The 26,070-nt window shown below is 31.5% G+C and carries 24 protein-coding genes; 12 read left to right on the top strand and 12 right to left on the bottom strand.

Going from position 1 to position 26,070, the window contains the following annotated elements:
- Positions 1–14 precede the first annotated feature (14 nt).
- The 4 genes from tyrS (at position 15) to eno (ending at position 5,119) form a co-directional block, all read left to right on the top strand.
- Positions 15–1,211: a tyrosine--tRNA ligase gene (tyrS, locus tag HNP65_RS04295; protein WP_184619098.1), complete on the top strand. Its 1,197-nt coding sequence runs from the start codon at positions 15–17 to the stop codon at positions 1,209–1,211.
- A 101-nt stretch (positions 1,212–1,312) separates the two neighbouring features.
- Complete coding sequence (locus tag HNP65_RS04290; RefSeq protein ID WP_184619097.1) at positions 1,313–2,344, top strand: S-layer homology domain-containing protein; 1,032 nt, start codon at positions 1,313–1,315, stop codon at positions 2,342–2,344.
- Between the two features lie 49 nt (positions 2,345–2,393).
- Positions 2,394–3,695, top strand: coding sequence for a hypothetical protein (locus tag HNP65_RS04285; RefSeq protein WP_184619096.1), 1,302 nt, complete (start codon positions 2,394–2,396; stop codon positions 3,693–3,695).
- 134 nt (positions 3,696–3,829) lie between these two features.
- Positions 3,830–5,119, top strand: coding sequence for a phosphopyruvate hydratase (gene eno, locus HNP65_RS04280; protein ID WP_184619095.1), 1,290 nt, complete (start codon positions 3,830–3,832; stop codon positions 5,117–5,119).
- A gap of 40 nt (positions 5,120–5,159) precedes the next feature.
- Here the strand turns inward: eno and xerA are convergent, their stop codons facing one another.
- From xerA to ppdK, 12 genes are read right to left on the bottom strand one after another with little or no spacing between them, the layout of a single operon-like run.
- Entirely contained in the window at positions 5,160–6,011 is an 852-nt protein-coding gene (gene xerA / locus HNP65_RS04275; RefSeq protein WP_184619094.1) for a site-specific tyrosine recombinase/integron integrase, read from the bottom strand.
- Positions 6,004–8,778: an excinuclease ABC subunit UvrA gene (gene uvrA / locus HNP65_RS04270; protein ID WP_184619093.1), complete on the bottom strand. Its 2,775-nt coding sequence runs from the start codon at positions 8,776–8,778 to the stop codon at positions 6,004–6,006. The genes xerA and uvrA overlap by 8 nt, the downstream gene beginning before the upstream one ends.
- A 3-nt stretch (positions 8,779–8,781) precedes the next feature.
- Positions 8,782–9,261, bottom strand: coding sequence for an adenylyl-sulfate kinase (locus HNP65_RS04265; protein ID WP_184619092.1), 480 nt, complete (start codon positions 9,259–9,261; stop codon positions 8,782–8,784).
- Positions 9,254–10,477: a hypothetical protein gene (locus HNP65_RS04260; RefSeq protein WP_184619091.1), complete on the bottom strand. Its 1,224-nt coding sequence runs from the start codon at positions 10,475–10,477 to the stop codon at positions 9,254–9,256. The genes HNP65_RS04265 and HNP65_RS04260 overlap by 8 nt, the downstream gene beginning before the upstream one ends.
- Positions 10,478–10,497: 20 nt before the next feature.
- Entirely contained in the window at positions 10,498–12,072 is a 1,575-nt protein-coding gene (locus tag HNP65_RS04255; protein ID WP_184619090.1) for an ABC transporter permease subunit, read from the bottom strand.
- Positions 12,073–12,119: 47 nt separating this feature from the next.
- Positions 12,120–12,557 carry a UvrB/UvrC motif-containing protein gene (locus tag HNP65_RS04250; RefSeq protein WP_126993066.1) on the bottom strand — a complete coding sequence of 146 codons (438 nt, stop codon included), beginning with the start codon at positions 12,555–12,557 and terminating at the stop codon, positions 12,120–12,122.
- Positions 12,554–13,102 carry an aminoacyl-tRNA hydrolase gene (gene pth, locus HNP65_RS04245; RefSeq protein WP_184619350.1) on the bottom strand — a complete coding sequence of 183 codons (549 nt, stop codon included), beginning with the start codon at positions 13,100–13,102 and terminating at the stop codon, positions 12,554–12,556. The genes HNP65_RS04250 and pth overlap by 4 nt, the downstream gene beginning before the upstream one ends.
- 1 nt (position 13,103) lies before the next feature.
- Positions 13,104–13,757, bottom strand: a complete 654-nt coding sequence (locus HNP65_RS04240; protein WP_184619089.1) for a 50S ribosomal protein L25 — start codon at positions 13,755–13,757, stop codon at positions 13,104–13,106.
- 35 nt (positions 13,758–13,792) lie between these two features.
- On the bottom strand, positions 13,793–14,743 hold the full coding sequence (locus HNP65_RS04235) for a ribose-phosphate pyrophosphokinase (RefSeq protein WP_184619088.1): 951 nt from the start codon (positions 14,741–14,743) through the stop codon (positions 13,793–13,795).
- Complete coding sequence (gene glmU, locus HNP65_RS04230) at positions 14,724–16,079, bottom strand: bifunctional UDP-N-acetylglucosamine diphosphorylase/glucosamine-1-phosphate N-acetyltransferase GlmU (RefSeq protein ID WP_184619087.1); 1,356 nt, start codon at positions 16,077–16,079, stop codon at positions 14,724–14,726. Before glmU ends, HNP65_RS04235 begins: the two co-directional genes overlap by 20 nt.
- Positions 16,076–16,486 (bottom strand): hypothetical protein, encoded by a 411-nt coding sequence (locus HNP65_RS04225; RefSeq protein ID WP_184619086.1) that lies wholly within the window; start codon positions 16,484–16,486, stop codon positions 16,076–16,078. The genes glmU and HNP65_RS04225 overlap by 4 nt, the downstream gene beginning before the upstream one ends.
- 57 nt (positions 16,487–16,543) lie before the next feature.
- Entirely contained in the window at positions 16,544–19,189 is a 2,646-nt protein-coding gene (ppdK, locus tag HNP65_RS04220) for a pyruvate, phosphate dikinase (protein ID WP_184619085.1), read from the bottom strand.
- 187 nt (positions 19,190–19,376) lie between these two features.
- Here ppdK and HNP65_RS04215 point away from each other — a divergent pair, with 187 nt between their 5' ends.
- The 8 genes from HNP65_RS04215 to HNP65_RS04180 are packed head-to-tail and all read left to right on the top strand — an operon-like array spanning position 19,377 to position 26,057.
- Positions 19,377–19,976 (top strand): uracil-DNA glycosylase, encoded by a 600-nt coding sequence (locus HNP65_RS04215; protein WP_184619084.1) that lies wholly within the window; start codon positions 19,377–19,379, stop codon positions 19,974–19,976.
- A complete protein-coding gene (locus HNP65_RS04210) occupies positions 19,969–20,472 on the top strand; it encodes a metal-dependent transcriptional regulator (protein WP_184619083.1) in 504 nt (167 codons plus the stop codon). Before HNP65_RS04215 ends, HNP65_RS04210 begins: the two co-directional genes overlap by 8 nt.
- On the top strand, positions 20,472–21,404 hold the full coding sequence (locus HNP65_RS04205; RefSeq protein WP_184619082.1) for an SDR family NAD(P)-dependent oxidoreductase: 933 nt from the start codon (positions 20,472–20,474) through the stop codon (positions 21,402–21,404). The genes HNP65_RS04210 and HNP65_RS04205 overlap by 1 nt, the downstream gene beginning before the upstream one ends.
- Positions 21,373–22,605, top strand: a complete 1,233-nt coding sequence (locus HNP65_RS04200) for a replication-associated recombination protein A (RefSeq protein WP_184619081.1) — start codon at positions 21,373–21,375, stop codon at positions 22,603–22,605. The genes HNP65_RS04205 and HNP65_RS04200 overlap by 32 nt, the downstream gene beginning before the upstream one ends.
- Positions 22,589–23,143 carry a macro domain-containing protein gene (locus HNP65_RS04195; RefSeq protein WP_184619080.1) on the top strand — a complete coding sequence of 185 codons (555 nt, stop codon included), beginning with the start codon at positions 22,589–22,591 and terminating at the stop codon, positions 23,141–23,143. Before HNP65_RS04200 ends, HNP65_RS04195 begins: the two co-directional genes overlap by 17 nt.
- Before the next feature lie 6 nt (positions 23,144–23,149).
- A complete protein-coding gene (locus HNP65_RS04190) occupies positions 23,150–24,142 on the top strand; it encodes an ABC transporter permease (RefSeq protein WP_184619079.1) in 993 nt (330 codons plus the stop codon).
- Positions 24,143–25,000, top strand: coding sequence for an ABC transporter ATP-binding protein (locus HNP65_RS04185; RefSeq protein ID WP_184619078.1), 858 nt, complete (start codon positions 24,143–24,145; stop codon positions 24,998–25,000).
- 1 nt (position 25,001) lies between these two features.
- Entirely contained in the window at positions 25,002–26,057 is a 1,056-nt protein-coding gene (locus HNP65_RS04180) for an ABC transporter permease (protein WP_184619077.1), read from the top strand.
- The last annotated feature ends 13 nt before the right edge of the window (positions 26,058–26,070 follow it).

Raw genomic sequence — 26,070 nt, 5'->3', positions numbered from 1 at the left:
AGGGGGAAGTATCTTTGGATTTTTCAAAGCAGCTTGAGATATTAAAGAAGAATGTTGTAGATTTTGTAAGCGAAGAAGAATTGATTGAAAGGCTTAAAGAAAATAGACCTTTGAGAGTAAAACTCGGAGTGGATCCTTCCAGACCTGACCTTCATTTAGGACATGCTGTTGTTCTAAAAAAATTAAAACAATTTCAAGAATTAGGTCACCACGTAATATTGATTATTGGTGATTTTACAGCTCGTATTGGAGATCCAACCGGCAGAAATTCTACAAGGCCAATGCTCTCTGAAGAAGAAGTAAGAAAAAATGCTGAAACTTATGCAAATCAGGCGTTTAAGATTTTAGATAAAGAAAAAACTGAGATTAGATTTAATAATGAATGGCTTGGGAAGATGAAGTTTGAAGATGTTGTAAAACTTGCTGGAAAATACACAGTTGCAAGAATGCTTGAAAGAGATGATTTTGCAAAAAGACTTTCTCAGGGACATCCTATTAGCATTGCAGAATTTTTGTATCCTCTAGCTCAAGCGTATGATTCGGTTGCTATTCAGGCAGATGTGGAACTTGGTGGTACGGATCAGTTGTTTAATCTTCTTGTTGGAAGAAAGATCCAAGAAGAATATGGTCAAAAACCACAGATTGTTATGACGATGCCAATTATTGAAGGCACAGATGGGAAATTAAAAATGAGTAAAAGCTATGATAACTACATAGCATTTACAGATGAACCAAATGATATGTATGGAAAAGTTATGTCAATACCTGATGAGTTAATTGTTAAATATATGAGATTGATTACTGATATAGAAGAAAATGAAATAGAAGAATATGAAAAGTTAATGAAAGTAGGAAAGATAAATCCTAGAGATGTTAAGATGAGGCTTGCAAGAGAGATTGTTGCGTTTTTTTACGATAGGGAGAAAGCAAAAATAGCAGAAGAAAATTTTGTAAAAGTATTTAGACAGAAGGAAATACCAGATGAAATGCCAGAAATTCAAGTTGAAGCTGGGGAGTACAATATAGTTGATTTGGTTATAAAAGTCAATGGAAATTATAGCAAAAGTGAAGTAAAAAGGTTAATAAGTCAGGGTGGAGTTTATTTTGATGGAAAAAGAGTTAACGATTTTAAACAAATTGTAAAGCTTGAAAAAGAGCATATTTTAAGGCTTGGCAAGAGAAAGTTCTTTAGATTGATAACAAAAAATTAATTATTTTGAAAAAAACACTTGAAATTTATTAACTTAACATGATATAATATACTTGCATGTTGAATAAAATGTAACACAAAATAGGAAGGGAGGTTATTTTTATGAAGAAATTGTTAGTTATATTGTCAGTAGTTTTAGTTTCAGTTTTTGCATTAGCCGAATTAAAAGATGTGCCAACAAATCACTGGGCTTACGATTCAGTTGTTATGCTTGAAAAAGCGGGGGTTATCACAGGTTATCCAGATGGAACATTTAAGGGTACAAATAACGTTACAAGATATGAACTTGCAGTATTTTTGGCAAGGACTATGAAATTATTAGAGGAGGATATTCAAAAATTATCCGTAACAGTTGATGTACATGAAAATGACATTTCAGCACTTTATGATATTGTTGGACAATTGAAAAAAAGTGTAGCTCTTATGGCAAAATCAGAAGATGTAGAAGCACTTTCAAAAAGAGTAGATGTTTTGGATAAAGACGTTATAAGAATCTACGATAATTTATCTAAAAAAGTGTCTAAAGAAGAAGTCGAGCAAATGCTAAATGATTCTTTAGAGTCAGTAAATGGACAGATAGAATTTTTGTACAAAAAAATTACAGTTTCTGAGGAAAATGGAAAGAAATATACCGATGAAAAGGTTAATGAATTAGTGGGAAAAGTATTAAATATTGAAACAAATGTTAACGATGCAATTCCAATGCTTAGAAATTTAGTTTACCAAAACTCAGAAAATATAAAGAATTTAGAATCAAGATTGATTAGGTATATTAATGTAAAAATAAAATCTTTTGATGCAAAATTAAAATCATTGGATGAATTAAAGCAAATGGCAGAATTTAATACAGACACAATAAATGGTTTTGCAGCAAAATTGGGTGAAGTAGAATATGCTTTAAGAAAACAGATTGAAGCAACAAACAAGCTTGTAGAAGCAAATTCTAAAGAAATAGAAGGATTAAAAACAAATGTTGAAGAAGTTAAAGCAAGTGTTAACGAAAAAGCATCAAAAACAGAGGTTGAGGATTTAAACAAAAAAGTTGACTCAGTAAATACAATGGCAATTATAGGTATTGTAGCAGGATTTGTAGGATTAGGTCTTGCAATTTATGCAGCTTTTGTAAAGCCATAACGTGAAAATATAATGCTTATACTATTATATTAAAGGAGGTAGGAGTTTTATGAAAAAGTTTTTAGTAGTATTATTGTCATTGTTTGTATTGACTGCATTATTTGCAGGTACAGCAACACCAGTAGTTTCTTGGTCAGGTAGTGCATCTTTTACATTGGGTATTGACGAAAAAGGGGTAGATATTGACAGTGCGCTTATAAAACCATCTGTGACAGTTTCTCCTACAAGTGATACAGAATTTGGACTAACATTAGGAATTGATGTTATTGGTAAATCATTAACAATCAAGAGCATTAGTTTTGAGAATGATATTTTCTCACTTGATTACACAAAAGGCACAGCAGGATTCCAATATTTTGTAACACCTGACAAAGATGGCAACTATTTGCTAAATGCTGAGGATAACATTTCTTTAACATTAAAAGCAGTTGATGGATTAACAGTAGTATTCCAAGATGTAGTTTCTGAAGTTGATTATAACACAGGAACACCAACAACACACAAATGGTTTGATGATTTTGTTGGAGTTACATACAGTGTAGCAAATGTAAATCTTGCAGCAGCATTTTATGATGCAGATGAAGCAACAGAAACAAATCTTTACCAATACGGTTTAAATGCAAACACAAGTTTAGATCTTGGATTTGCAACATTGGAACTTGATGGAGTAGCAGGTATTGTTGATGCAAGTAGCACATTTGCATACGGAATTGATGAAAGCTTAAAAGCAGAATTTTCATTCGTAACCTTAACACAAAGCTTTGTATGGAAACAAAACGTAAGCCAATTTGCATTTGCAAGAGACAATGATGCTTCATCAGTTTCCGTAAAAGCAGCTGTTGAATATTCAATGCCATCAACAGTAACAATTTCTGGTGATGTATCATTTAAGATTGCAAGTCTTGCAACACCATCAGAATTTACAGTTCCAGTAAACTTCAAAGTTGCATACACGAATATGTTTGATGCAAGCTTAGCACTTGGTTGGAAAGATGTAGTTAATGCAGCAACATCAATTAAGATGACACTTGCAGCAGGTTATAAGGATGATATGGTTGCAGTTAATGCATCTGCAGAATGGGCAGATCTTGTTGGTGCAGCAACAGCTGTTGATCTTAACGCAGATGTTTCAGTAACACCAATTGATGCATTAACATTAGGTGCAGCAGTTAGATATGCAAGTGAAGAATTAGGTTACAACGTAAATGCAAATTACGCATTCGATGATAATACAACATTTACAGTATTCTATGGAACATTATATGGAGATGCTGACAAGGACGGAAGAACAGACATTCACAAAGATGATGCACAATGGTATGCAAAACTTTCCTGGAGTACAAGCTTCTAATATTGTAATAATTTAAATATTGATTGATCCCTCCGCAATCTGCGGAGGGATTTTTTTGTAATAATTTATAATAATTTTTGAAACATTTATGGTGTATAATATAATTGTGAAATAAAAAACTTGGAGGTGAAAAGATGTACATTGAAATTATCGATGTTTTTGCAAGAGAAGTACTTGATTCCCGCGGAAATCCTACTGTTGAAGTTGAAGTTATGTTAGAAGATGGCTCAACAGGTAGAGCTATTGTACCTTCTGGTGCGTCTACTGGTAAGTTTGAAGCTTTAGAATTAAGAGATGGCGATAAAAAAAGATATCTAGGAAAAGGTGTATTAAAAGCAGTTGAAAATGTAAATGAAGTTATTGCACCAAAACTTTTAGGTCTTAATGCATACGATCAAGTTTATATTGATAACGTTCTTCTTGAACTTGATGGTACAGAAAATAAAAGTAAATTAGGTGCAAATGCAATCTTAGGAGTTTCTATGGCAGTGGCAAGAGCTGCGGCAAATTCATTACAGCTTCCATTGTACAAGTACCTTGGTGGTGTTAATGCAAAAGTTTTACCTGTACCTTTTATGAACGTTATTAATGGTGGAGCACATGCAGATAATAATCTTGATATTCAAGAATTTATGATTGTTCCTGCTGGAGCACCAAGTTTTCGAGAAGCTCTAAGATATGGATCAGAAACTTTTCATGCACTTAAGAAGATATTAAAAGAAGCAGGGCATGTAACAGCAGTAGGTGATGAAGGAGGATTTGCACCAAACTTGAAAAACAATGAAGAAGCAATCCAAGTTTTAATTCAGGCAATTCAAGCAGCAGGTTATGAACCGGGTAAAGATATTTTTATAGCATTGGATGTTGCAGCAAGTGAATTCTATAATGAAGAGACTGGAAAATACTTTATTGACGGTAACGAAAAGACAGTTGATGAATTGATTGAATATTACAAAACTTTGATTGAAAAATATCCTATTATATCGATCGAAGATCCATTCGATCAAGAAGATTGGAAAGCATATCAGAAATTTAATAAAGAAGTTGGAAACAGAGTACAAATCGTTGGCGATGATTTATACGTTACAAATGTTAAAAGATTGCAAAAAGGTATTGAATTAAAAGCAACCAATTCAATATTAATAAAGCTTAATCAAATTGGTTCAGTAACTGAAACACTTAATGCAATAGAACTTGCAAAGACAAATAACATGACAAATGTAATTTCTCATAGATCTGGTGAAACAGAAGACACATTTATAGCAGATCTTGCAGTAGCAACAAATGCTGGTATGATCAAAACAGGATCACTTTCAAGAAGTGAAAGAATTGCAAAATATAATCAACTTCTCAGAATTGAAGAAGAGCTTGGAGACGTTGCTCAATATAAAGGATTGGATGCATTTTATTCAATAAAAAGATAAGGAAAACATAAATTAAAGCCCCCAAACGGGGGCTTATCTTTTACAATTTTTTAACAGCATCAAATTTTTCTTGATCAGCAACGTGTAGATAAATACTTGTAGTGCTTAGATTTGTATGGCCCAATAATTCTTGAACAACTTTTATATTTACCCCTTTTCGTATCAAATGAGTTGCATATGAATGCCTTAGAGTATGTGGATGTACGTCTTTTTTTATATTTGCTCTTTTTACTCCTTCTTTTAGCCATCTAAAAACTGTTGAAGGATGTACATGTTTTTTTCCATTTTCAAAAACAAATATTTTAGGATTTTCAAGATCAATATATTTTTTTAGTATTGGTATCACTTTGTCAGGTAACGGAACTAGCCTGTCCTTTCTACCTTTTCCCATTTCTACCCTTAAGAAAGGTGGAATAAAAGAAATATCTGTGGTTCTAAGGTTACATAACTCGCTAATTCTAAGCCCGGCATAGTAGAGCAATGATATGGCAGTTTTTTGCCTTAGTTCATTTTCTTCACTGAAAGCTTCAATTAAACTTGAAACTTCATCTTCAGTGAGAAAATCAGGAATTTTTCTTCTAATTCTAGGATGTTTTATTCTTTCCATGGGATTTTCAGAAATCATTCCAGAAAGTTCAAGATAATTAAAAAAGGAGTTTAGGCTTGAAATATACCTTGATATAGTTGTTTCTCGGGGACTTTCACCTGTAATATCACCTTTTGAGAGAGCTTTTAAAAATTCTTCTACGTCTTTCCTTTCGATATTATTAACTTGTTTTCCAACATATGTTAAAAATTTTCTAACATCTTTTTTGTAGGCTTTTAATGTGTTTTCTGAATGTCTCCTTACATGTGCAAGATAATCTGAAAACATTTCGATAATTTTATCCATTTTTACCCTCCAAAACCATCTTTATATATTTTCCAGTTAAAGAATTTTTAGAATTTGTAATATCTTCAGGTGTTCCTTCTGCAACTATATATCCACCATTTTTTCCACCTTCAGGGCCAAGATCGATTATATAATCAGCAGATTTTATTACATCAAGGTTGTGTTCAATAACTATTACTGTATTTCCTTTGTCAACAAGTTTATTTAAAACATTTATTAATTTTTTTACATCTTCAAAATGGAGTCCAACTGTTGGCTCGTCTAAAATGTATATAGTCTTTCCTGTTGCCCTTTTCTTTAGTTCAGAAGCTAGTTTAATTCTTTGGGCTTCTCCGCCTGAAAGTGTGGTTGCGGGTTGACCAAGTTTTATATATGAAAGTCCTACATCGTTTAAAACTTTTAAAGTTGAATAAATATTAGGAATATTTTTAAAAAATTCCAAAGCTTCTTCTACAGTCATATCAAGAATATCTGCAATATTTTTACCTTTGTACGTTATCTGTAGGGTTTCACTATTGTACCTTTTTCCATTACAAACATCACACTGTACATAGACATCTGGCAAAAATAACATTTCAACTTTCAGTATTCCCTGCCCCTGACAGTGCTCACACCTTCCCCCTTTAACATTGAAACTAAATCTACCTGGGGTATAACCTCTTGCTTTTGCAAGGGGAGTCATTGCAAATAACTTTCTAATTTCATCAAAAACTTTAGTATATGTTGCTGGATTACTTCTTGGAGTTCTTCCAATTGGAGATTGATCTATAGCAATCACTTTATCAATATTTTCAAGACCTTCTAATCTTTCAAATTCACCAGTACGATGCTTTGTTTTATGAAGAGCGTTCATTAGTGCAGGGTATAGTGTGTCAATTATAAGGGAACTTTTTCCAGAACCTGAAACACCAGTTACACAAATAAATGTTCCAAGTGGAAATGAAACAGTTATATTTTTTAAGTTATTGTGCCGCGCACCATGTAAGGTTAAAAATTTTCCATTTCCTTTTCTTCTTTCTTTTGGTACTTCAATTTTTTTAATTTTTTTCAGATATTGTATAGTTAATGAATTAGTATCTGAATTGATGTTTTCAATTGGCCCTTGATATACAACTTTTCCTCCGTTTATTCCTGCAGCAGGTCCAATATCTATAAGGTAATCAGCACTTCTTATTACATCTTCGTCATGTTCTACTACAATGACAGTATTTCCAAGATCACGCAATCTTTTTAAAGTCGATATAAGTTTTTCATTGTCGCTCTGGTGAAGCCCAACGGTTGGTTCATCTAGGACGTATGTAACACCGGTAAGACCAGAACCAATTTGTGTAGCAAGCCTTATCCTTTGAGCCTCTCCACCTGATAATGTTTTAATATTTCTGGAAAGACTTATATAAGAAAGGCCAACTTCATTTAGAAATTGCAGTCTTTTTTCAAGTTCTTCGAATAGATCTTTTACTATTTCAAGCTTTTTTTCTGGTAATTTTTTCCTTAGTTTTTTTATAAATTCATATTCGTCAGAAATAGGCATTTCAGTAAAGTCAATTATATTAACACCATCAATTAAAATTGATAACGCCTCTTTTCTAAGTCTTTTCCCTCCACATTCATGACAAGTGTTTTCGACAAAAAATTTGTCTAAATACCATTGTCTTGTATCTTCTGAAGTACTATATTCATATCTTTGCCTAACTATTGGTATTAACCCATCAAAAAAAGTTGTACCATACAATATTGCTTCTTGTGTTTCTTCGGGGAGGTTTTTAAAAGGCGTTTTTAGATCGCCTCCATATATTTTTAATATTTTTTTGATTCTTTGTGGAATCCAGCCATCTTCTTTGTGGCCAATATTTATTGCTTCAAGAACAGGCTTTTCAAAATCAATTACCTTTTTTTCATCAACTTCCAGTGTAAAGCCAAGGCCATGACATCTTGGACAGGCCCCGTATGGACTGTTAAATGAAAACAATTTTGGATTTATTTCAGGCATTGAAACACCACAAGTAGGACACATCATCTTTTCAGAATATATTTTTACTTCGTTTGTATCAACATTTTTAACGTATACAAAACCATTTGATTCTCTCAATGCAATTTCAACAGAATCAAAAAGTCTATGTTTAATACTTTCATCATTTTTAATCTTTAATCTATCAACTATTAAAAATATATTATGACGTATATTTTTGTTAAGTTCAGGAGTTTCTTCCAATCTGTAAACTTCACCGTCTATTTCAATGCGTGCATAACCTTTTTCTAGTAAATTTTCAAAGATGTCTTTGAAGGTTCCCTTCTTTTCAATTGCAATTGGTGATTCGACATATATTCTACTATTATCAAAGTTTTCCATTATATCTTTTACAATTTCATCAACACTTAATTTTTCAAGTTTTCTTCCGCATTTGTAACAGTGTGCTTCACCAATTTTTGCATAAAGCACTCTTAAAAGGTCGTATATTTCTGTTACAGTTCCAACTGTAGATCTTGGATTGTGTGAGACACTTTTTTGATCAATAGCAATAGAAGGAGATAGTCCTTCAATACTTTCTACTTCTGGCTTTTTTAAATTTCCGATAAATTGTCTTGCATATGAAGAAAGACTTTCAAGGTATCTTCTTTGACCTTCAACGTAGATTGTATCAAGTGCTAAAGAGCTTTTTCCTGAACCTGATAAACCAGTAATAACTGTAAGTTTATTTTTTGGGATTTTTACAGTCACATTTTTTAGATTATGAACCTTTGCACCACGAACTACAATATAATCCATTTTTCAATCTCCTTGTATATTTTTGTTTACGTAATCTATTATTATTTTAGCACATTCGACTACTTTGTGAAGTGAAGTATCAATGGTAAGATCTGGGTTCAAAGGCTTTTCAAATATTTCATCGACATAAAGTTGAAAATCATCTGATGATTTTATCCTTCTTTTTCTTGTTTTTTCGTTGCAAGTAAGAAATATCTCAAAAAATGGTACAGGTGATATTTTTTTTATCATCTGTCTTATATTCCTTTTTGGAGAAACAGCTGGAACAATAACTATGTAACCCAAGTTAGAAAATAAAAATACAATGTTTGCAAGGATTTTTATTCTCTCTTCTATTTTTATGCTAACATTTTTAAAAACATCTCTCCCCTCAAGTACAATTGAGGGAAGAGAGTTTTCGGTAAAATATTTATTAAGCTCTTTTGCTATAGTTGATTTTCCCGTCTTTCTTTTTCCAACAAGCCAGATTATATAGTTATTCATTTACTATCTCCTCAAGTTTTTTCAAACCATCTTGCAGTGAAATTTTGTTGAATAGCATCAATTTAAGAATATCTGAGACATTTCTATGAAATTTTACATATCTTTTGTCAAACGGAATTGGCTGGGCTACTTTTTGAGTGTTTACAAAGACGTTCTTGAATTTTCCTTCAGGAATATAATCGTCAAAAAATTTGGTGTATTTATCTGCAAAGTACTTTTTAAAATCTGGGTTATTTAAAAGTAGGTAAAGCCAGTAAGTAAAATGTTCATCGCCATCTTTTGTAGAGACAAATGCCTTATAGTCTTTAAAAGGTACTAGTGGTTTTGGAAGGGGCAAAATGTAAAAATCTTCCATTTTTTCGGATATTAATGGAAGCAAAAATGAGCCTTGAAACATTAAAGAAACTTTTTTATTTACAAAAGATGCTATTTGTGCTTGCTTATTTAAAAAATCAAAATAGTTATTTTCATACCATTTTTTGATTACATTGAAAGCATTAATCGTATTTTCATCAGTTAGTATAAAGGTGTCTGAAATTAGTGGTATTTTTCCGTATCCCATTAAAAATGTAGAAAACCAATATGCGCTTATTGGATTTATTGCAATTTTTTTGTTTGTATCCTGCACAATTTTTTCTACAGTTTTTAAGTTCCAACTTTTCGGATCTACATTGATATCTTTTTGCACATAGACTATCTGTGTATCATAGTAAAAATTGTAAAGTTTTCCTTTGATTATATTTAATTCTTTGTATGTTGGATAGTCAAATGCACTTGTCATTATTACATCAGGTAGTTTGACATTTGATTTGCTCATTGTAATAAGTTTGCTTGAAATTTTTGGAACCTCAAGAACTTTTATATTTAAATCATGCATTTTTGAGTATTTTTCTATATATTCTTTTATATCATTTAGTCCTTCCCAAGAAAGCCATACTTCTCTTCTTACGTTTTCCAAAAATTTTGCATTAACTTCCATCTTTGTGAACTTATTTCCTTTAAAATAAAAGTTACCATTTTTTATTTCAATTAAATCGTATAAAGAGATATTTTCTTTTCCATCATTTGAAATTAATGATATAGCCTCAATTTTTTCAAAAGGTGGAATGAGTTCTATAACTCTATATTTTCCATCGATAAAGTTTTTCGGAGTTACAATATAAGAAAATAATAATACTGAAGAAATTATGAATATAATTACAAAAGCCTTTTTCATAGAATCTACCTCCCCTTTTATTAAAGATATTTTATATACGAAATTTTAGAAATCTTTAGTAGGAGAAAAGTTAAAATTAATAAAATTAAAAATGTTGCAAATGATGCGGCACCGAATAAATTCCATTGTGGATATTGTGTGCTTGCAGCTCCAACGTAAGAGTATAACTTTATACTAAGTGTGTATTTATTTTCATCGAATAGAAAAACTAAAGGTGGTAAAAATGCATTAAATGAGTTTAATGTTGAAAGTAAAAATAAGGATGAAACAAGTGGGAAGCTATTTGGAAGTAATATTTTGAAAAAGAAAGTATTTTTGGGTATGTTATCTAACTTTGCAAGTAAGAATAGATCTTCTGGAAAATTTTTGAAATAATGGTATGACAGTAATGACAAAAATGGTAGATTTTTTGCTACTAACATTAAGATAACAGAAGTAAACGTATTTAGTAATCTTAATTTGGAATAGATATAGAAGATAAAGATAATAATATGTAGGCCAGAAAAAATTTTTAGAAAATTAAAAAAGTTTAGTATATTTTCACCGTTTTTAATGTTCAGCAAAAAGTATGCAAAATACATTGAAAGTATAATACTTAATAGTGAGGTTATAAATGCAATTAGCATGGTATTTGAAAAGGATTTGACTATGCCATCATCGAGAATATACTTGAAATTTTTGAGTGTGAAATTGCCATTTAAATAGATGCTTTGAGAATCTGAAAAAGCAAGGGTTAATAGTATGTAGAAAAAGTAAATTATTGAAAAAATCCAAAGGTATGAAAGGGTTTTTGAAAAATATGAAATGTTCATTTTAATCTTTGAATTTAATTTTCTAGAAAGAAGGTAAACAGAGGTTATTATTAATATTGTTAATAGAGAAATGGAAGAAACTTGTGAAATATCACTTTCAAAATTAAAAAGTTTGTAGATTAAAACCTCAAGGTTAGTAGTTGCACCAATTATTCCTTTATCAGTTATTCCAAAGCTTAAAGGTGCACCGCCTTCTACTAAGAGCCATGGAACCTGAAAATCTTTAAATGCCTTTAAAAAATTCAATATAAATGCTGAATAGATAGCACCTTTTATATTTGGAACGACTATTTTTTTGTAATAAATATCTATTTTATTTGATTCTAGTAGAAAACTTTCAAGATATTTTTTATTTTGAGTTTCTGAAAAAGTGTAAAGGAAAAAGCTGGTAAAAGGAATCAAAAACCAGCTTGAAATAAGAATTGCTGAAATAAAAGAAGTTATTGGATTTATATAAATATCTGTATATTTTTCAAAAAAAGTTCGCCAGACAGGGACACCAATATATGGTGGGATTGTCCAACCAATTACGAGGAATATGAAGGCAAATTTGTTAAATTTTATTAATTTAGAAATATATAGAGAAACATATGTTGAAATAAAAGCACTAAAAAGAGCATAAAAAGTAGTAATTAAAAGGCTAATATAAAAATATTTTGCTCCTAGTGTTTGAAAGAGAGCAGAAAATGAAAATGAGTTGTTGATATATATGGAGGAAAAAATACCATAGAAGATAGGGAAAATGTTGAAAATTAGTATAAATAAAATAACAATTATTATCATATCAATAGGAATTATATCATTTTGGAAAGCTAAAACAAAATATGAGGTTAAATTTCGGAGAGATTGTCAAGGCTGTCTAAAATTTCTTTTATGTGCTTTGCAAGTTCATAGTTTTCATTTTTAACAGCTTTTTCTAATTTTTGTTTTAGAAAGTAAATTTTCCTACTTTTTAAGTCTTTTGTAATTCTTTGCTTAGTAAGTTCATCTTGTTTAAACATAACAGATTGAACTGCAAGAGGCATCAATGAGATTATTTCCAAGTTATTTTTTTTGAATTGATATGTTGAAGAATCTGATTGTGTTTCTTCAATGTAATCAACATGTGCTGCCAAAAGTTCAATACCAGCTTTGGTATAATTGGTTGTATCGTATAGAAGAGTTTCTTTAAGACATTTTTTGCATATAGATATACTTTTTGGAACAAAGTTTACAAAGGTTTGTATAACAAGCTCCGCCTCTTTTCCACACCTTTCACATTTACTCACAGTTTCACCTCTTGAGAGTTATACAAACTCATGGCTTTATCAATACCATCTTTAAAAATTGTGTATAAAGCATCTACAGATAAATTAAGGACCTTATCCAAAATTTTCAATTCATTTTCTTGAAATTCTCCAAGCACGAAGTCCACGAGATTTATATCTTTAGGAATAGGCCCAATTCCAACTCTTATTCTTTTAAAATCTTCTCCAAGGTAATTTATTAGAGATTTAATTCCATTATGGCCACCAGATGATCCACTTTTTCTAATTCTTATTTTTCCTAAAGGTAAATTAACGTCATCGTATATAACTATTATATCACTAAAGTCTTCTTTATTTAAATGGTTGAAAATTTCACCACTTAGATTCATATAGGTAAGTGGTTTTACAAATAAAATATCTTTGCCAAAAAGAGTTTTTTGGCAATACTCGTAGTTATTTTGTTTTTTTAAATTATTACAAATTCTGTCAATAAACATAAAGCCCACGTTATGCCTTGTGAAGGCATAACGTGGACCAGGATTTCCAAGGCCTACAACTAGGTAAATATTATTCTTCCTCCTTCTTACCTTTCTCTATAACTTCTGGTTCAGCACTTTCTTCTTCTCCAGTTTCTTCTTCAACTTCAAGACCACTTGGAGCAGATACAATTGCAATAATTTCTTCTCCATCAAGTTCTGCTTCCATACCTTCTGGAAGTTTAAGATCTTTAACGTATAGTGCTTGGCCGAGATCCAAATTACTTACGTCAATTTCAAGTTTTTCAATAATTACACTTGGAAGTGTTTCAACAGGAAGTTCGTGGTGATGAATTTCAAGAACTCCACCTTTTTCTTCACCTTTTGCTTTCCCAACAAACTCGAGTGGTAAGTTAATTTTCATTTTGTGCCCCTTTTCAGGTGCGTAGAAGTCAACATGTTTAACTTCATCTGTTAGTTTGTCATATTGGACATTCTTAATGAATACATCGTGTGAAAATACTTCTTTACCATTTTCGTCTTTAACGGTAAGACTTATAATACTTGCTTCTGTAACCTCGTGAAAGAGTTTAATAAGATTTGATCTTTTAATAGAAATAGAGAGTGGTTCGATATCTGGTCCATATACAACACCTGGAACAAAACCTTGCCTTCTGAGCCTTCTTACTGCCCTTTTCTTTCCAACAACACTTCTTACAAGGGCCTCGAGTACGTGTTTTCCCATACTTTAAAACCTCCTTTTTTTATTTTTATGGGTTATTATTGTCTAAACAATATACTGATTGATAGGTTCTTTCTTACCCTAACAATAGCTTCGCCTAAAAGTGGTGCAAGAGAAACTATACTAAATTTGTCAGGCAAGTTGCTATGGCTAATCGAGTCGGAAATGTATATCTTTTCAATTTCAGAATTTTGAATTCTTTCAATTGCACCACCTGATAAAACAGGGTGTGTTATACATGCAATTACCCTTTTTGCTCCTTTTTCTTTAATAGCTTTTGCAGCATTTACCAATGATCTTGCTGTATCGGCAATATCATCTACAATTATAGCGGTTTTTCCTTTAACTTCACCTATTATATTTAAAATCTCAGCTACATTATCTTTTGGTCTTCTTTTATCTAGAATTGCAAGAGGTCCACCAAGTCTTTCGGCAAATTGTCTTGCACGCTTTACACCGCCAACATCTGGAGAAACAATTACATAATCATCATCTACTATTTTATCCTCTTTTAATTTTTTTGCAAATATTGGAAAGCTCCATAGATTATCAAGTGGAATATCAAAGAATCCTTGAATTTGTTCAGAATGAAGATCTACAGTCATAACCCTTGTTGCTCCAGCAACTGTCAAAAGATTTGCAACAAGTTTTGCAGTGATTGGATCTCTTCCCTTTGCTTTTCTATCTTGTCTTGCATATCCATAGTAAGGTATAACAACTGCTATACTGTTTGCAGAAGCTCTTTTAAGAGCATCTATCATTATGAGTAATTCCATTAAATTTTCATTTACAGGAGGACATGTTGGTTGAATTATAAATGTATCGTGCCCTCTTACAGTTTCTCCTATTTTTACATTTATTTCACCGTCAGCAAATCTTCCAACTTCACAATCAGCAAGTCTTGTTCCTATATATTCTGAAACCTTTATTGCAAGTTCTCTATTTGCATTTCCTGAAAAAATCTTCATTTCATTTTTTGCTATCTGCATTTTGATTTCCCCCTTTTTTTCTTAATACCCAATCTTTAATTACTACTTGTCTTGCACGGCCAAGGCCCAAACTATTTTCTGGTACATCCTCTGTTATTGTTGAACCTGCACCGGTAATTGCATTTTTTCCAATTTTTACAGGTGCAACTAGTGAATTGTTACTTCCAATGAAGGCACCATCTTCGATTACAGTCGGATGTTTCTTTTCTCCGTCATAATTACAAGTAATTGTTCCCGCTCCAATATTTACATTTTCACCTATTGTAGCATCACCAAGATAAGTTAAATGTTGAGCTTTAGTGTTTTTACCTACAATGCTTTTTTTAGTTTCAACAAAATTACCAATTTTTACGTTTGATTTTAAATGTGTTTCTTCTCTAAGTCTAGAAAATGGGCCAACAGATACATTATCTTCGATAATTGTCTTTTCGACTTCTGATCTATTTACATTTACATTATTTCCAATTTTTGAATCTTTTATTCGAGTCATTGGTCCTATAACACAATCTTCTCCAACCTCAGTATCACCTTCTATGAATGTAAATGGATATATTATAGTATCTTTACCAATTTTTACGGTAATATCTATATAAACACTCTCAGGGTCTATAATCCTGACCCCTTCTTTCATTAATTTTTCATTTATTCTTTTTCTCATATTTTTTTCAAGCCTTGAAAGCTGAATTCTATCATTTACTCCAGTAACTTCGTCTATATCATCGGTAATAACTGTTGAAATATTTTCAGTAAACTTAAGAATATCTGTTAAGTAATATTCATTTTGTGCATTATCATTTTTGATTTTCTTTATGTTTTCTTTTAAAAATTTACCTTTAAAAATGTAAATTCCTGTGTTAATTTCTTTTATTTTTTTAATTTTTTCATCAGCATCTTTATCTTCAACAATTTCAATTTTTTTACCTCTAACTATCCTACCATATCCAGCAGGATTTTCCAATATAGCAGTTAATATGGTAACATCACTGTTACTTTCTATATGTTCTTTTTCAAGTCTTTTTAAAGTTTCGTATGAAATAAAAGGAACATCCCCGTATAAAATTAAAAGATTATCGTTTTCCGGTATAAAATCAAATCCACACATTACTGCATGAGCGGTTCCAAGTTGTTCATTTTGAAGAAAAATTTTAACATCTTGTGGAATTATCTTTTCTACCATTTCATGCTTATGTCCTAAGATAACTCCCACTTCTCCAAAATTTTTAGCAGTATCAATTACCCAGTTTATCATAGGCTTTCCAAGAATTTTGTGAATAACTTTCGGATATTTTGAATTCATCCTTTTTCCAAGCCCTGCAGCTAAAATTAGGGTTTTCAATCTTGTTCACCCCTTTTTTTAAATTCTTTTAAAAATATTGGAATAATTAAAAATCCAAAAAAATAGCCGATTGTTCCATATTTTATACTTCCAATTAATGAAATACTTATTCCAAGTAGTAGGTACAATGGAAAACTCCAAATTGGAGATTTAAATATATCATACAAAATTGATACAAAACAAGAAATTAAAAGGAAAATGAGTCCTTTTGGTTCATAACCACGAATTGTGGAAAAAAATGAAAGTGCGATCATTAGAACGTATGTAAGACTCAATAAACTTTGAAGTTTTATATTATTTCTAATAAGATAGTAAATTCCAATAGCAATTACACTAAAAAATAAATATGATTTTGTAAAATAAAAAAGAATTATAGAAGTTGCTATAGAAAACAACAGGAAGCTCATCAACACACCTCCGAATAAGAAAGGGCCCAAAAAGGGCCCTATTTAATGTATAAAGTTTTATTTTCTGTTTTTAATTGTTGCTTGTGCAGCAGCTATTCTTGCTACTGGAACTCTATATGGGGAACAGCTTACATAGTCAAGTCCTGCTGCATCGAAGAATAGAATGGATCTTGGATCTCCACCGTGCTCACCACAAACACCAACTTTAAGATCTTTTCTTGTTGCCTTACCTTTTTCGGTTCCCATCTTGACTAGTTGCCCTACGCCGTCCCAATCAAGACTCTTGAATGGATCATGTTCAAGTATACCTTTTTCAAGGTATTCTGGTAAGAATTTTCCAACATCGTCACGGCTGAATCCAAATGTCATTTGTGTAAGGTCATTTGTTCCAAAACTGAAAAACTCTGCTTCTTGAGCGATTTGATCTGCTGTTACAGCTGCTCTTGGAATTTCAATCATTGTACCAACTTTGTATGTTAACTCAATTCCTGATTCTTTAATTAATGCATCTGCTGTTTCTTTAACTACTTTTTTAACGTATTTGAGTTCGTTAATGTGACCAACAAGTGGGATCATGATCTCTGGAATTACATCAATATTTTCTTCTTTCTTAAGTTCAATAGCAGCACCAATTATAGCTTTTGTTTGCATTACTGCAATTTCTGGGTATGTTATTGTAAGCCTACAACCTCTGTGACCAAGCATTGGGTTTAATTCGTGAAGTTGTTCAACAACTGATTTTAATTCTTCAACAGTAATACCTACTTGCTCTGCTACTTCTTTCATTTGATCTTCTTCATGTGGTAAGAATTCATGTAGTGGAGGATCTATCAACCTGATTGTAACTGGTAAGCCTTTCATTGTTCTAAATAATCCTTTGAAGTCTTCTTTTTGAAGTGGAAGAAGTTCTGCAAGTGCTGCTTCTCTTTGTTCTTTCGTTTTTGCAACAATCATTCTTCTTACCTTTGGAATTCTGTCTTTTTCAAAGAACATGTGTTCTGTTCTACAGAGACCTATACCTTCTGCACCAAATTCCCTTGCAACTTTAGCATCCCTTGGGACATCAGCGTTTGTTCTAACGCCGAGTCTTCTGATTTCATCAGCCCATGTGAGAAGTTCAGCAACTTCACCTTCAAGGCCTTGGGGTTTAACTGTAGTTATTTTTCCAAAGTATACGTTTCCGGTAGTACCATCTATTGAAATCCATTCTCCTTCTTTTACTACAACATCTCCGACTTTGAATTCTAATTTTTCTTCATCAACAACAATTTCTTCTGCACCAACAACTGCTGGTTTTCCCATACCTCTTGCAACAACTGCAGCGTGTGATGTCATTCCACCACGTGCGGTTAATATACCTTCTGCTGCGTTCATACCACCGACATCTTCTGGGCTTGTTTCAGGTCTTACCAAGATAACGACTTCACCATTTTTGTGCATTTCTTCTGCTTTTTTAGCGTCAAAATATACTTTACCAGTAGCTGCACCTGGTGATGCTGGAAGACCTTTTGCAATTACTTTTGCATTTTTGACTTCTTCATCGTCAAATTTTGGGTGTAGTACTCTTTCGACATCTTCTGGTTTTACTCTCATAACAGCTGTTTCTTTATCAATAAGTCCTTCGTGAACAAGATCAACTGCTATTTTAATTGCAGCTTGGCTTGTTCTTTTACCATTTCTTGTTTGTAAGATGTAGAGCTTTCCTTTTTCGATTGTAAATTCTATATCTTGCATATCTCTGTAGTGTTTTTCTAGATTTTCCATAATGGAGAGAAGTTCATTATATACAGCTTCATTTATCTTCTTGAGTTCTTCAAGTGGAACTGGTGTTCTTATACCTGCAACAACATCTTCACCTTGTGCATTTTGTAAGAATTCGCCGTATGGCTTCTTTTCACCAGTATTTGGATTTCTTGTGAAACAAACTCCTGTACCACTGTCATCACCCATGTTACCGAATACCATTGTAACGATATTAACAGCTGTTCCAAGAAGTTCTCCTTCTTTTATGTTGTTAATTTGTCTATATTTGATTGCTCTTTCATTCATCCATGAACCAAATACTGCATCGATAGCTGCCCAAAGTTGTTTGTATGTGTCTTGTGGGAATTCTTTTCCATGTTTTTTGTATATTTCTTTATAGTCTTCAACAAGTGCTTTAAGGTCATCAGCATCAAGTTCGACGTCAAGTTTTACTCCCTTTTCTTCTTTCTTTTTTTCGAGTGCTTTTTCAAATTCTGCATGAGGAATTCCAAGCGCTGTATCACCAAACATTTGTAAAAATCTTCTGTATGCATCATATGCAAATCTTTCATTATTTGTTAATTTTGCAAGGCCAACAACTGTTTCATCGTTTAAGCCGAGGTTTAAAATGGTATCCATCATTCCAGGCATGGATACTGCAGCACCTGATCTTACAGAAACAAGTAATGGCCTTTCTGGGTCACCAAGCTTTTTTCCAGTTACTTCTTCTAATCTTTTTAAAGCTTCATCAACTTGTTGTTTCAAATCTTCCGGATATGTTTTTCCGTGATCGTAGTAATATTTACAAACTTCTGTTGAGATAGTAAATCCTGGTGGGACAGGAATTCCAAGGTTAGTCATTTCGGCGAGATTTGCGCCTTTTCCGCCAAGTATGTCTTTCATATCTGCGCGGCCTTCAGCTTTCTTGTTAGCAAAAAAATAAACCCATTTTTTTGACATTCTTACACCTCCTTGATCATTTTGAGACTAATTTTATTTTATCATATCATTGTGGTTAAAACGGTTACTATTTTATAATTAAATTTTTCTTTTTTGTAACAAATAAAGATTTTTGTGAACAAAGATATTTATGATATAATTTATTATACTAACAAAGTTAGACAATGTTAATCTTGGAGGGTATACAATGACCAAAAAGGAAATGATGGATATTATTGTTGAGCGTATAAAAAATTGTAAAGCTTGTCCCTTACATGAGAATAGGACAAATGTAGTTCCAGGAGAAGGAAATCTAAATTCTCCAATTATGTTTGTTGGAGAAGGTCCGGGAGGGGATGAGGATCTTTCTGGAAGACCATTTGTGGGAAGAGCGGGGCAACTTCTAACCAAGATTTTGGAATCTGTTAACATAAAGCGTGAAGATGTTTATATTACTAACATTGTTAAGTGTAGACCTCCAAACAATAGAACCCCTACAAAGGAAGAAGCAAGTATTTGCTCTCATTTTCTATTTGCACAAATTGAATTGATAAATCCTAGAATGATAGTAACTCTTGGGAAACCTGCTCTTGAGTTATTTTTGGGGAAAAGTGTTGCGATAACTAAAGTTAGAGGTAATGAGTTTGAATGGAAGGGAGGAATAATAATTTTTCCCATGTTCCATCCAAGTTACCTTTTAAGAAATCCATCAAAAGCAAAGGGATCTCCAAAAGACCTTACTTGGCAGGATATTAAAAGAGTTAGAAAGTATTATGATCAATTTTTAAAGGAGAGAGAAAATGGCTGATAAAAGGTTAACACCAGCACTAGAAAATTATTTGGTAACTATTTATAAATTATCAAAGAATGATGGTGTTACAAGAGTTTCTGAAATTGCAAAGGTTAAGAATGTTAGTTATCCGAGTGTAACTACAGCTGTAAAAAAGTTAGCTGAACTAGGTTATGTAGAACATCAAAGGTATGGATTTGTTAAATTGACTAGAAAAGGCAAAAGAGTTGCTGTGACCATTCACAATGGAGAGCTTAGAGTAAAATACTTTTTTATGTACGTAATAGGATTTCCGGAAAAATGGGCGCAGCAAGCTGCTGAACTATTAATTTATGGACTTGATAGTGAAACAAGGAGGCAGCTAAGGAGATTTTATGCTATAATGATAGATTTTGACGAGACAAAAACAGAAAAGTTAATTAAATTTTTAAAAGAGCAAAGAGAAAAATTAGGAATAAAAAATGTTCCAAAGGAGGCACTCAAACTTAAAATAAGGTTGAAGGAGGATGACTAATGAAAGCACTAGTAACTGGAGGCGCAGGATTTATTGGTTCACATGTCGTAGATAAATTAATAGAAAATGGTTATGAAGTCGTTGTTGTTGATAATTTATCAAGAGGAAAAAAAGAAAATGTAAATAAAGATGCAACCTTAGTTGTTGCAGATATTAGAGATGAAAAAACTATTGAGGAGTTATTTAAAGAACATAATTTTTCCTATGTTTTTCACCTTGCAGCGCAGGCAAGTGTTTCGGTGTCTGTTAAGGATCCAGTAGAAGATGCAAATGTGAATATAATTGGAAGTCTTGTGTTATTAAAGAATTCCATAAAGTATGGAGTGAAAAAGTTTATTTTTTCTTCGACTGGTGGTGCAATTTACGGAGATGATGTTGATATTTTTCCAACACCGGAATCTGTGTTTCCAAAGCCAATTTCTCCATATGGAATAGCAAAATTTTCATTTGAAAATTATTTAAGATTTGCAAAAAAAGAATTTGGATTAAACTATACAGTTTTAAGGTACGCTAATGTATATGGTCCAAGGCAAGACCCTTTTGGAGAGGCTGGAGTAGTGGCTATATTTACTATGCGAATGTTAAATGGTGAAGATGTGATTATCAATGGTGATGGAGAATATATTCGTGATTATGTCTACGTGGAAGATGTTGCAGATGCAAATTTAAGAGCACTTAAGGCTGGAGATGGAATGGAGATAAACATAGGAACTTCTCAGGGAACAAGTGTTAATCAATTATTTGATTATTTGAAGAAGATAACAGGTTACACAAAAGATCCAGTTTATGGCCCTCCAAGAAAGGGAGATATAAGAAAAAGTCTTTTGTGTTATACAAGGGCACTTGAAGAGTTAAGATGGAAACCAAAGGTGGATATAGAGAAGGGATTGAGGTTGACGGTTGAGTGGTTTAAGCGAAATTTTAAGGCCTAAGAATTTTGAAGATGTTGTTGGACAAGAGCATATATTAGGTGAAAAGGGAATCTTGAAGCTTGCAATAGAGAAAGATTCCCTGTTTTCTGCTATTTTTTACGGCCCACCAGGTTGTGGAAAAACTTCCACACTAGAAGTTATCAAACAAAACACAAGCTATGAAGTTTATCATTTTAACGCGGCTATAACCTCAACTGCAGAAGTAAAAAAGATTTTAGAATATGCAGCTAAAGTCAAGGGTGTAAAAAAGATCCTGATTTTTATAGATGAATTTCACAGGTTTAATAAAAAGCAACAGGATATATTTTTACCTGGGGTTGAAGCTTTTGATTATGTATTGATAGGTGCAACAACAGAAAATCCATATAAAATGGTAAATCCTGCACTACTTTCTCGTGTAAGACTCGTTGCTTTTAAAAAGTTGCAAAAAGGGCATATATTTAAATTACTTGAAAAAGCTGTCAATGTAAAAAAAGTGGATATTAATGAGGATGCAAAAGATTTTATTGCAAGGGTTTCAAATGGAGATGGAAGATTTGCAATTAATTTATATGAGATATTGAGCGATATAGCAATTTCCATTGATAAAAAGATAATAGATGAAGAGATTTTAAAAATATATTCTTTGGATGAAAATAGAGTTTATACTGAAAAAGAGCATTACAATTTGGCATCTGCCTTTATAAAAAGTATTCGTGGAAGTGATCCTGATGCTGCACTTTACTATATGGCTAGGATGATAGAAGTTGGGGAAGATCCAAGATTTATTGCAAGGAGACTTGTAATTCTTGCAAGTGAAGATATTGGTCTTGCTGATCCAATGGCACTTTTAGTTGCAACTTCAACAGCTCAGGCAGTTGAACTTGTGGGACTTCCAGAATGTATGCTTAATTTATCTCAATGTGTTATATATTTATCACTTGCTCCAAAAAGCGATTCATCAACCCTTGCTATACAAAAAGCCTTAAAGGTTGCAAAAGAGACTATGAATCTTGATGTTCCTCGTAATTTATTGAATATTCCGGATAGTGGATATAAAAATCCACACAAATTTGGAGGATTTTTGAAAAAGTCTTACCTTCCAAAGGAGATTTCAGATAAGGTTTTTTACACTCCAAAATCAATAGGAAAAGAAAAGAAAAATTTAGAAATTTTAGAAACTTTGTGGAGGGGGGTAAAACAATATGATGATAAACCTTAATGGTAGGAAGGTACTTTTGATAAATGATGACATAACAATACAAGATACAGATGCGATAGTTAATGCTGCAAACAGCCATTTAAAACATGGTGGAGGGGTTGCAGGTGCAATATTGAAAAAAGGTGGACACATTATTCAACTTGAAAGTGATGAATATATTGAAAAATATGGACCAGTGAAAACAGGTACTGTTGCAGTTACCTCAGGAGGTAATTTGAAGGCAAAGTATGTTATTCATGCAGTTGGTCCAATCTGGCGTGGGGGGAATAATAGTGAAGAAAAGCTTTTAAAGGATGCGGTTTTAAATTCTTTGAAAAAGGCAGATGAATTAAAGATAAAATCCATTTCTTTTCCTGCGATAAGCAGTGGTATTTTTGGTTTTCCGGTGAGAAGATGTGCACAAATTTTTGCTGAAGCAATTGATGAATTTTTAAAAGATAATACAACCATTGAAGAAATTAGAATAGTAAATATAGATAAAGATACCCACCAAATTTTTGAAAAAGAATTTAAAGAGTATTTTAAATTGCAAGGATGAGTTTATATGAAAATATTAATGCTTACTAAGTCTTTATTTTTAGAGTATTTTAGAAATAAAATAGCCTTCTTTTTCAATATTTTATTTCCACTGATATTATTTATTTTATTTTCGCTAGTTTTTTTTAGCGAAGGTACTACTAATTTTGCCTATTTTTCTGATATTGATCTAGATATTTACGGAAAATCATACAATAATGAAAAAAAATTATTAAGTGACAGAGAAAAATACGATGCAGTTGCAGTAATTAAAGATAATGAAGTAATAGTTTATAAAAACAGTAATAGCGCAATGGTTGACGTATGGATTGATACGTTAGTAAATAGGGTTAAATCTTTTGGATTAAAAAACGTGGTAAATATAAAAGAGACAAAGTTAAATTATAAAATTTTTTCGCAAAGGGAAAATATTTATATAGGCACATTTGCACTTTCGATTATGTCCATAGGAATGTTTTCTGTTGTGAATTTATTTGATAGGTATAAAAGAGTAGGTACACTAAAAAGGCTAAAACTGCTTCCTATGTCTTCCTTTTCATTTGTCTTTTCCTTTTCAATTTCCCAGTTTTTTATAAGTTTTATTTCTTTAATTATAATAAGGTTAATTGGAGCATTTTTGTTTTCAATATCTTTAAATATTAATATTTTTTATTTTTCAATTTCCCTTATTTCCTCCGTACTTGGGATGCTTGGAATTGGTACATTGATTAGTGTTCTTTTCAAAAAAAGTGCGGCTAATGTATCTCAGTTTTTGTATATTGTATTTATATTTTTTTCTGGGATTTATTTTCCATTAGAATTTCTTCCAAGATTTTTAAAAAATTTAAGCTTTTTTGTGCCAGTAAGATATATTGTTGATATCTTCAAATTTTCAATGGGAATGCAAGTAATTAATATTTCTCAGTTTTTTATTTATTCATTTATATTAATTGTATTTGGATTATTTTTACTTTTAATTGGTGGCAAGATGCTTTTTGAAACCGAAAAAGTAGGTGGTTAGATGGTAGTAAAGGTGGAAAATTTAAGAAAGTTATATGGAAAATTTGAAGCGTTAAAAGGTATTAGTTTTGAGGTTGAGGAAGGGGAAGTTTTTTCTCTTCTTGGACCAAATGGTGCTGGAAAAACAACTACTGTTGAAATTTTAATTGGCCTTAGAGAAAAGAGCGAAGGAAAAATTTATTATTTTAATAAAGAAATGGAAAAAATAGATAAGAAAATAAAATCAGTTATAGGAATTTCTCTTCAAAAAACTGAGCTTTTTAGAGAGCTTACAGTTATTGAAACTCTAAAACTTTTTAGAAGTTTTTACAAAGATGGATATGATCCTTATGAGGTGTTAGAAAAGATAGAACTAGTTGAGAAAGAAAAGGAAAGAGTAAAAAATCTTTCTGGAGGTCAATTTCAAAGACTTGTTGTAGGACTATCTTTTATAAACGATCCAAAAATTATCTTTTTGGACGAGCCAACAACAGGTCTTGATCCTCAATCAAGAAGAAAGATCTGGGATATTATACTTGAATTAAAAAATAAAGGAAAAACGATATTTTTGACAACACATTATATGGAAGAAGCCCAATTTTTATCGGATAGAGTTTGTATAATTGATAATGGAGAAATTATCGCTCTTGATACTCCGCAAAAATTAATAGAAAATTCTAATTTAGAGACAATAATAGAAATAGATGGCGTGTATGAAAACTTTGGAAAGGTTATTGGAACTAGAACACTCGTTGAAACAAATGATCCAAATGGTTTAATACAAAAGCTTATAGAAAACAAAATAGAAAATTTTACAGTCAGACATCCAACACTTGAAGATGTGTTTTTGAAATTAACTGGTAAAGAATTGAGGGATTGATATGTTTCAGGCACTATTTAAGATAGAATTTTTAAGGTCTAAAGAGGCAACATTTTGGTTTATAATCTTTCCAATACTTTTGACTATTCTACTTACATCAATTTTTGGCGATATTGAAAAAAATGCAAAATTTAGGATAGGATATATCGGTGAAAATAGATTTGTAAAAAACTTGGAAGATTACTTTGAAGTTTTAAAGATTGAAAAAGTTGAAGAGATTGTTGGGAAAAATCTTGATGCAGTAGTTGTTTTTGAAGATAATTTTGATACAAAACTTCAAAGAGCTTTGTTCTTGTCAAAAACAAAGTTGTTTAAACCTGTAAATGTTGAAATTTTTTATACAGATAAAGAATATTCAAAGGTTGTTAAAGATATTTTAGTAAATATATTTTCTTCTTTGAATGCTTTAAATTCAGATAAAGAGGTAAAATTAAAGGTAATTAAAAGGGAAAAAAGTATATCATATTCTCAATTTTTATATGCTTCAATTTTGGTAATGAATATTATGTCAGTAACCTTCTTTGGTTTTAGTTCACAGATTTCTTTTTACAAAAGACAGGGACTTTTGAGAAGGATAAATTGTACACCATATAGTCTTGGAAAATTTTATTTTGTATATGCTCTTGTTTCGTTGTTGCAAATTGTTTTTGCAAATATAATATTTACTTTATTTGATTTTTTTGTATACGGAGTAAAAGCTGATTTCTTAAATATCTCAATTTATACACTATTTGGTAGTGTAGTATTTTTGTCATTAGGTTATATGATGGCAAGTCTAATAGAAAATCCGGAGACTATAGTAGTACTTGGAAATATTTTATTTCAAGTGTTTATGTTTGCAGGAGGTTTTTATTTTGACGTAAAAAATGCTGGAATAATAGGAATTTTATCAAAAATTATTCCATCGACGTATCTTGTTGATGGAATAAGAAAATCTTTTGGCTATTATGCGTATAAAAATCATTTTTTAATACCATTAATCTGGGTTGTCTTTTCGATATCTTTTGTAGCTTTATCTAACATTATTAAAAGAAAAAAGGCCTCATCAAACATATGATGAGGCCTGTACT

The sequence above is a fragment of the Thermosipho japonicus genome, assembly GCF_014201655.1.
Classification (GTDB): Bacteria; Thermotogota; Thermotogae; order Thermotogales; family Fervidobacteriaceae; genus Thermosipho; species Thermosipho japonicus.
This window is presented reverse-complemented; position numbering and strand designations above follow the sequence as displayed.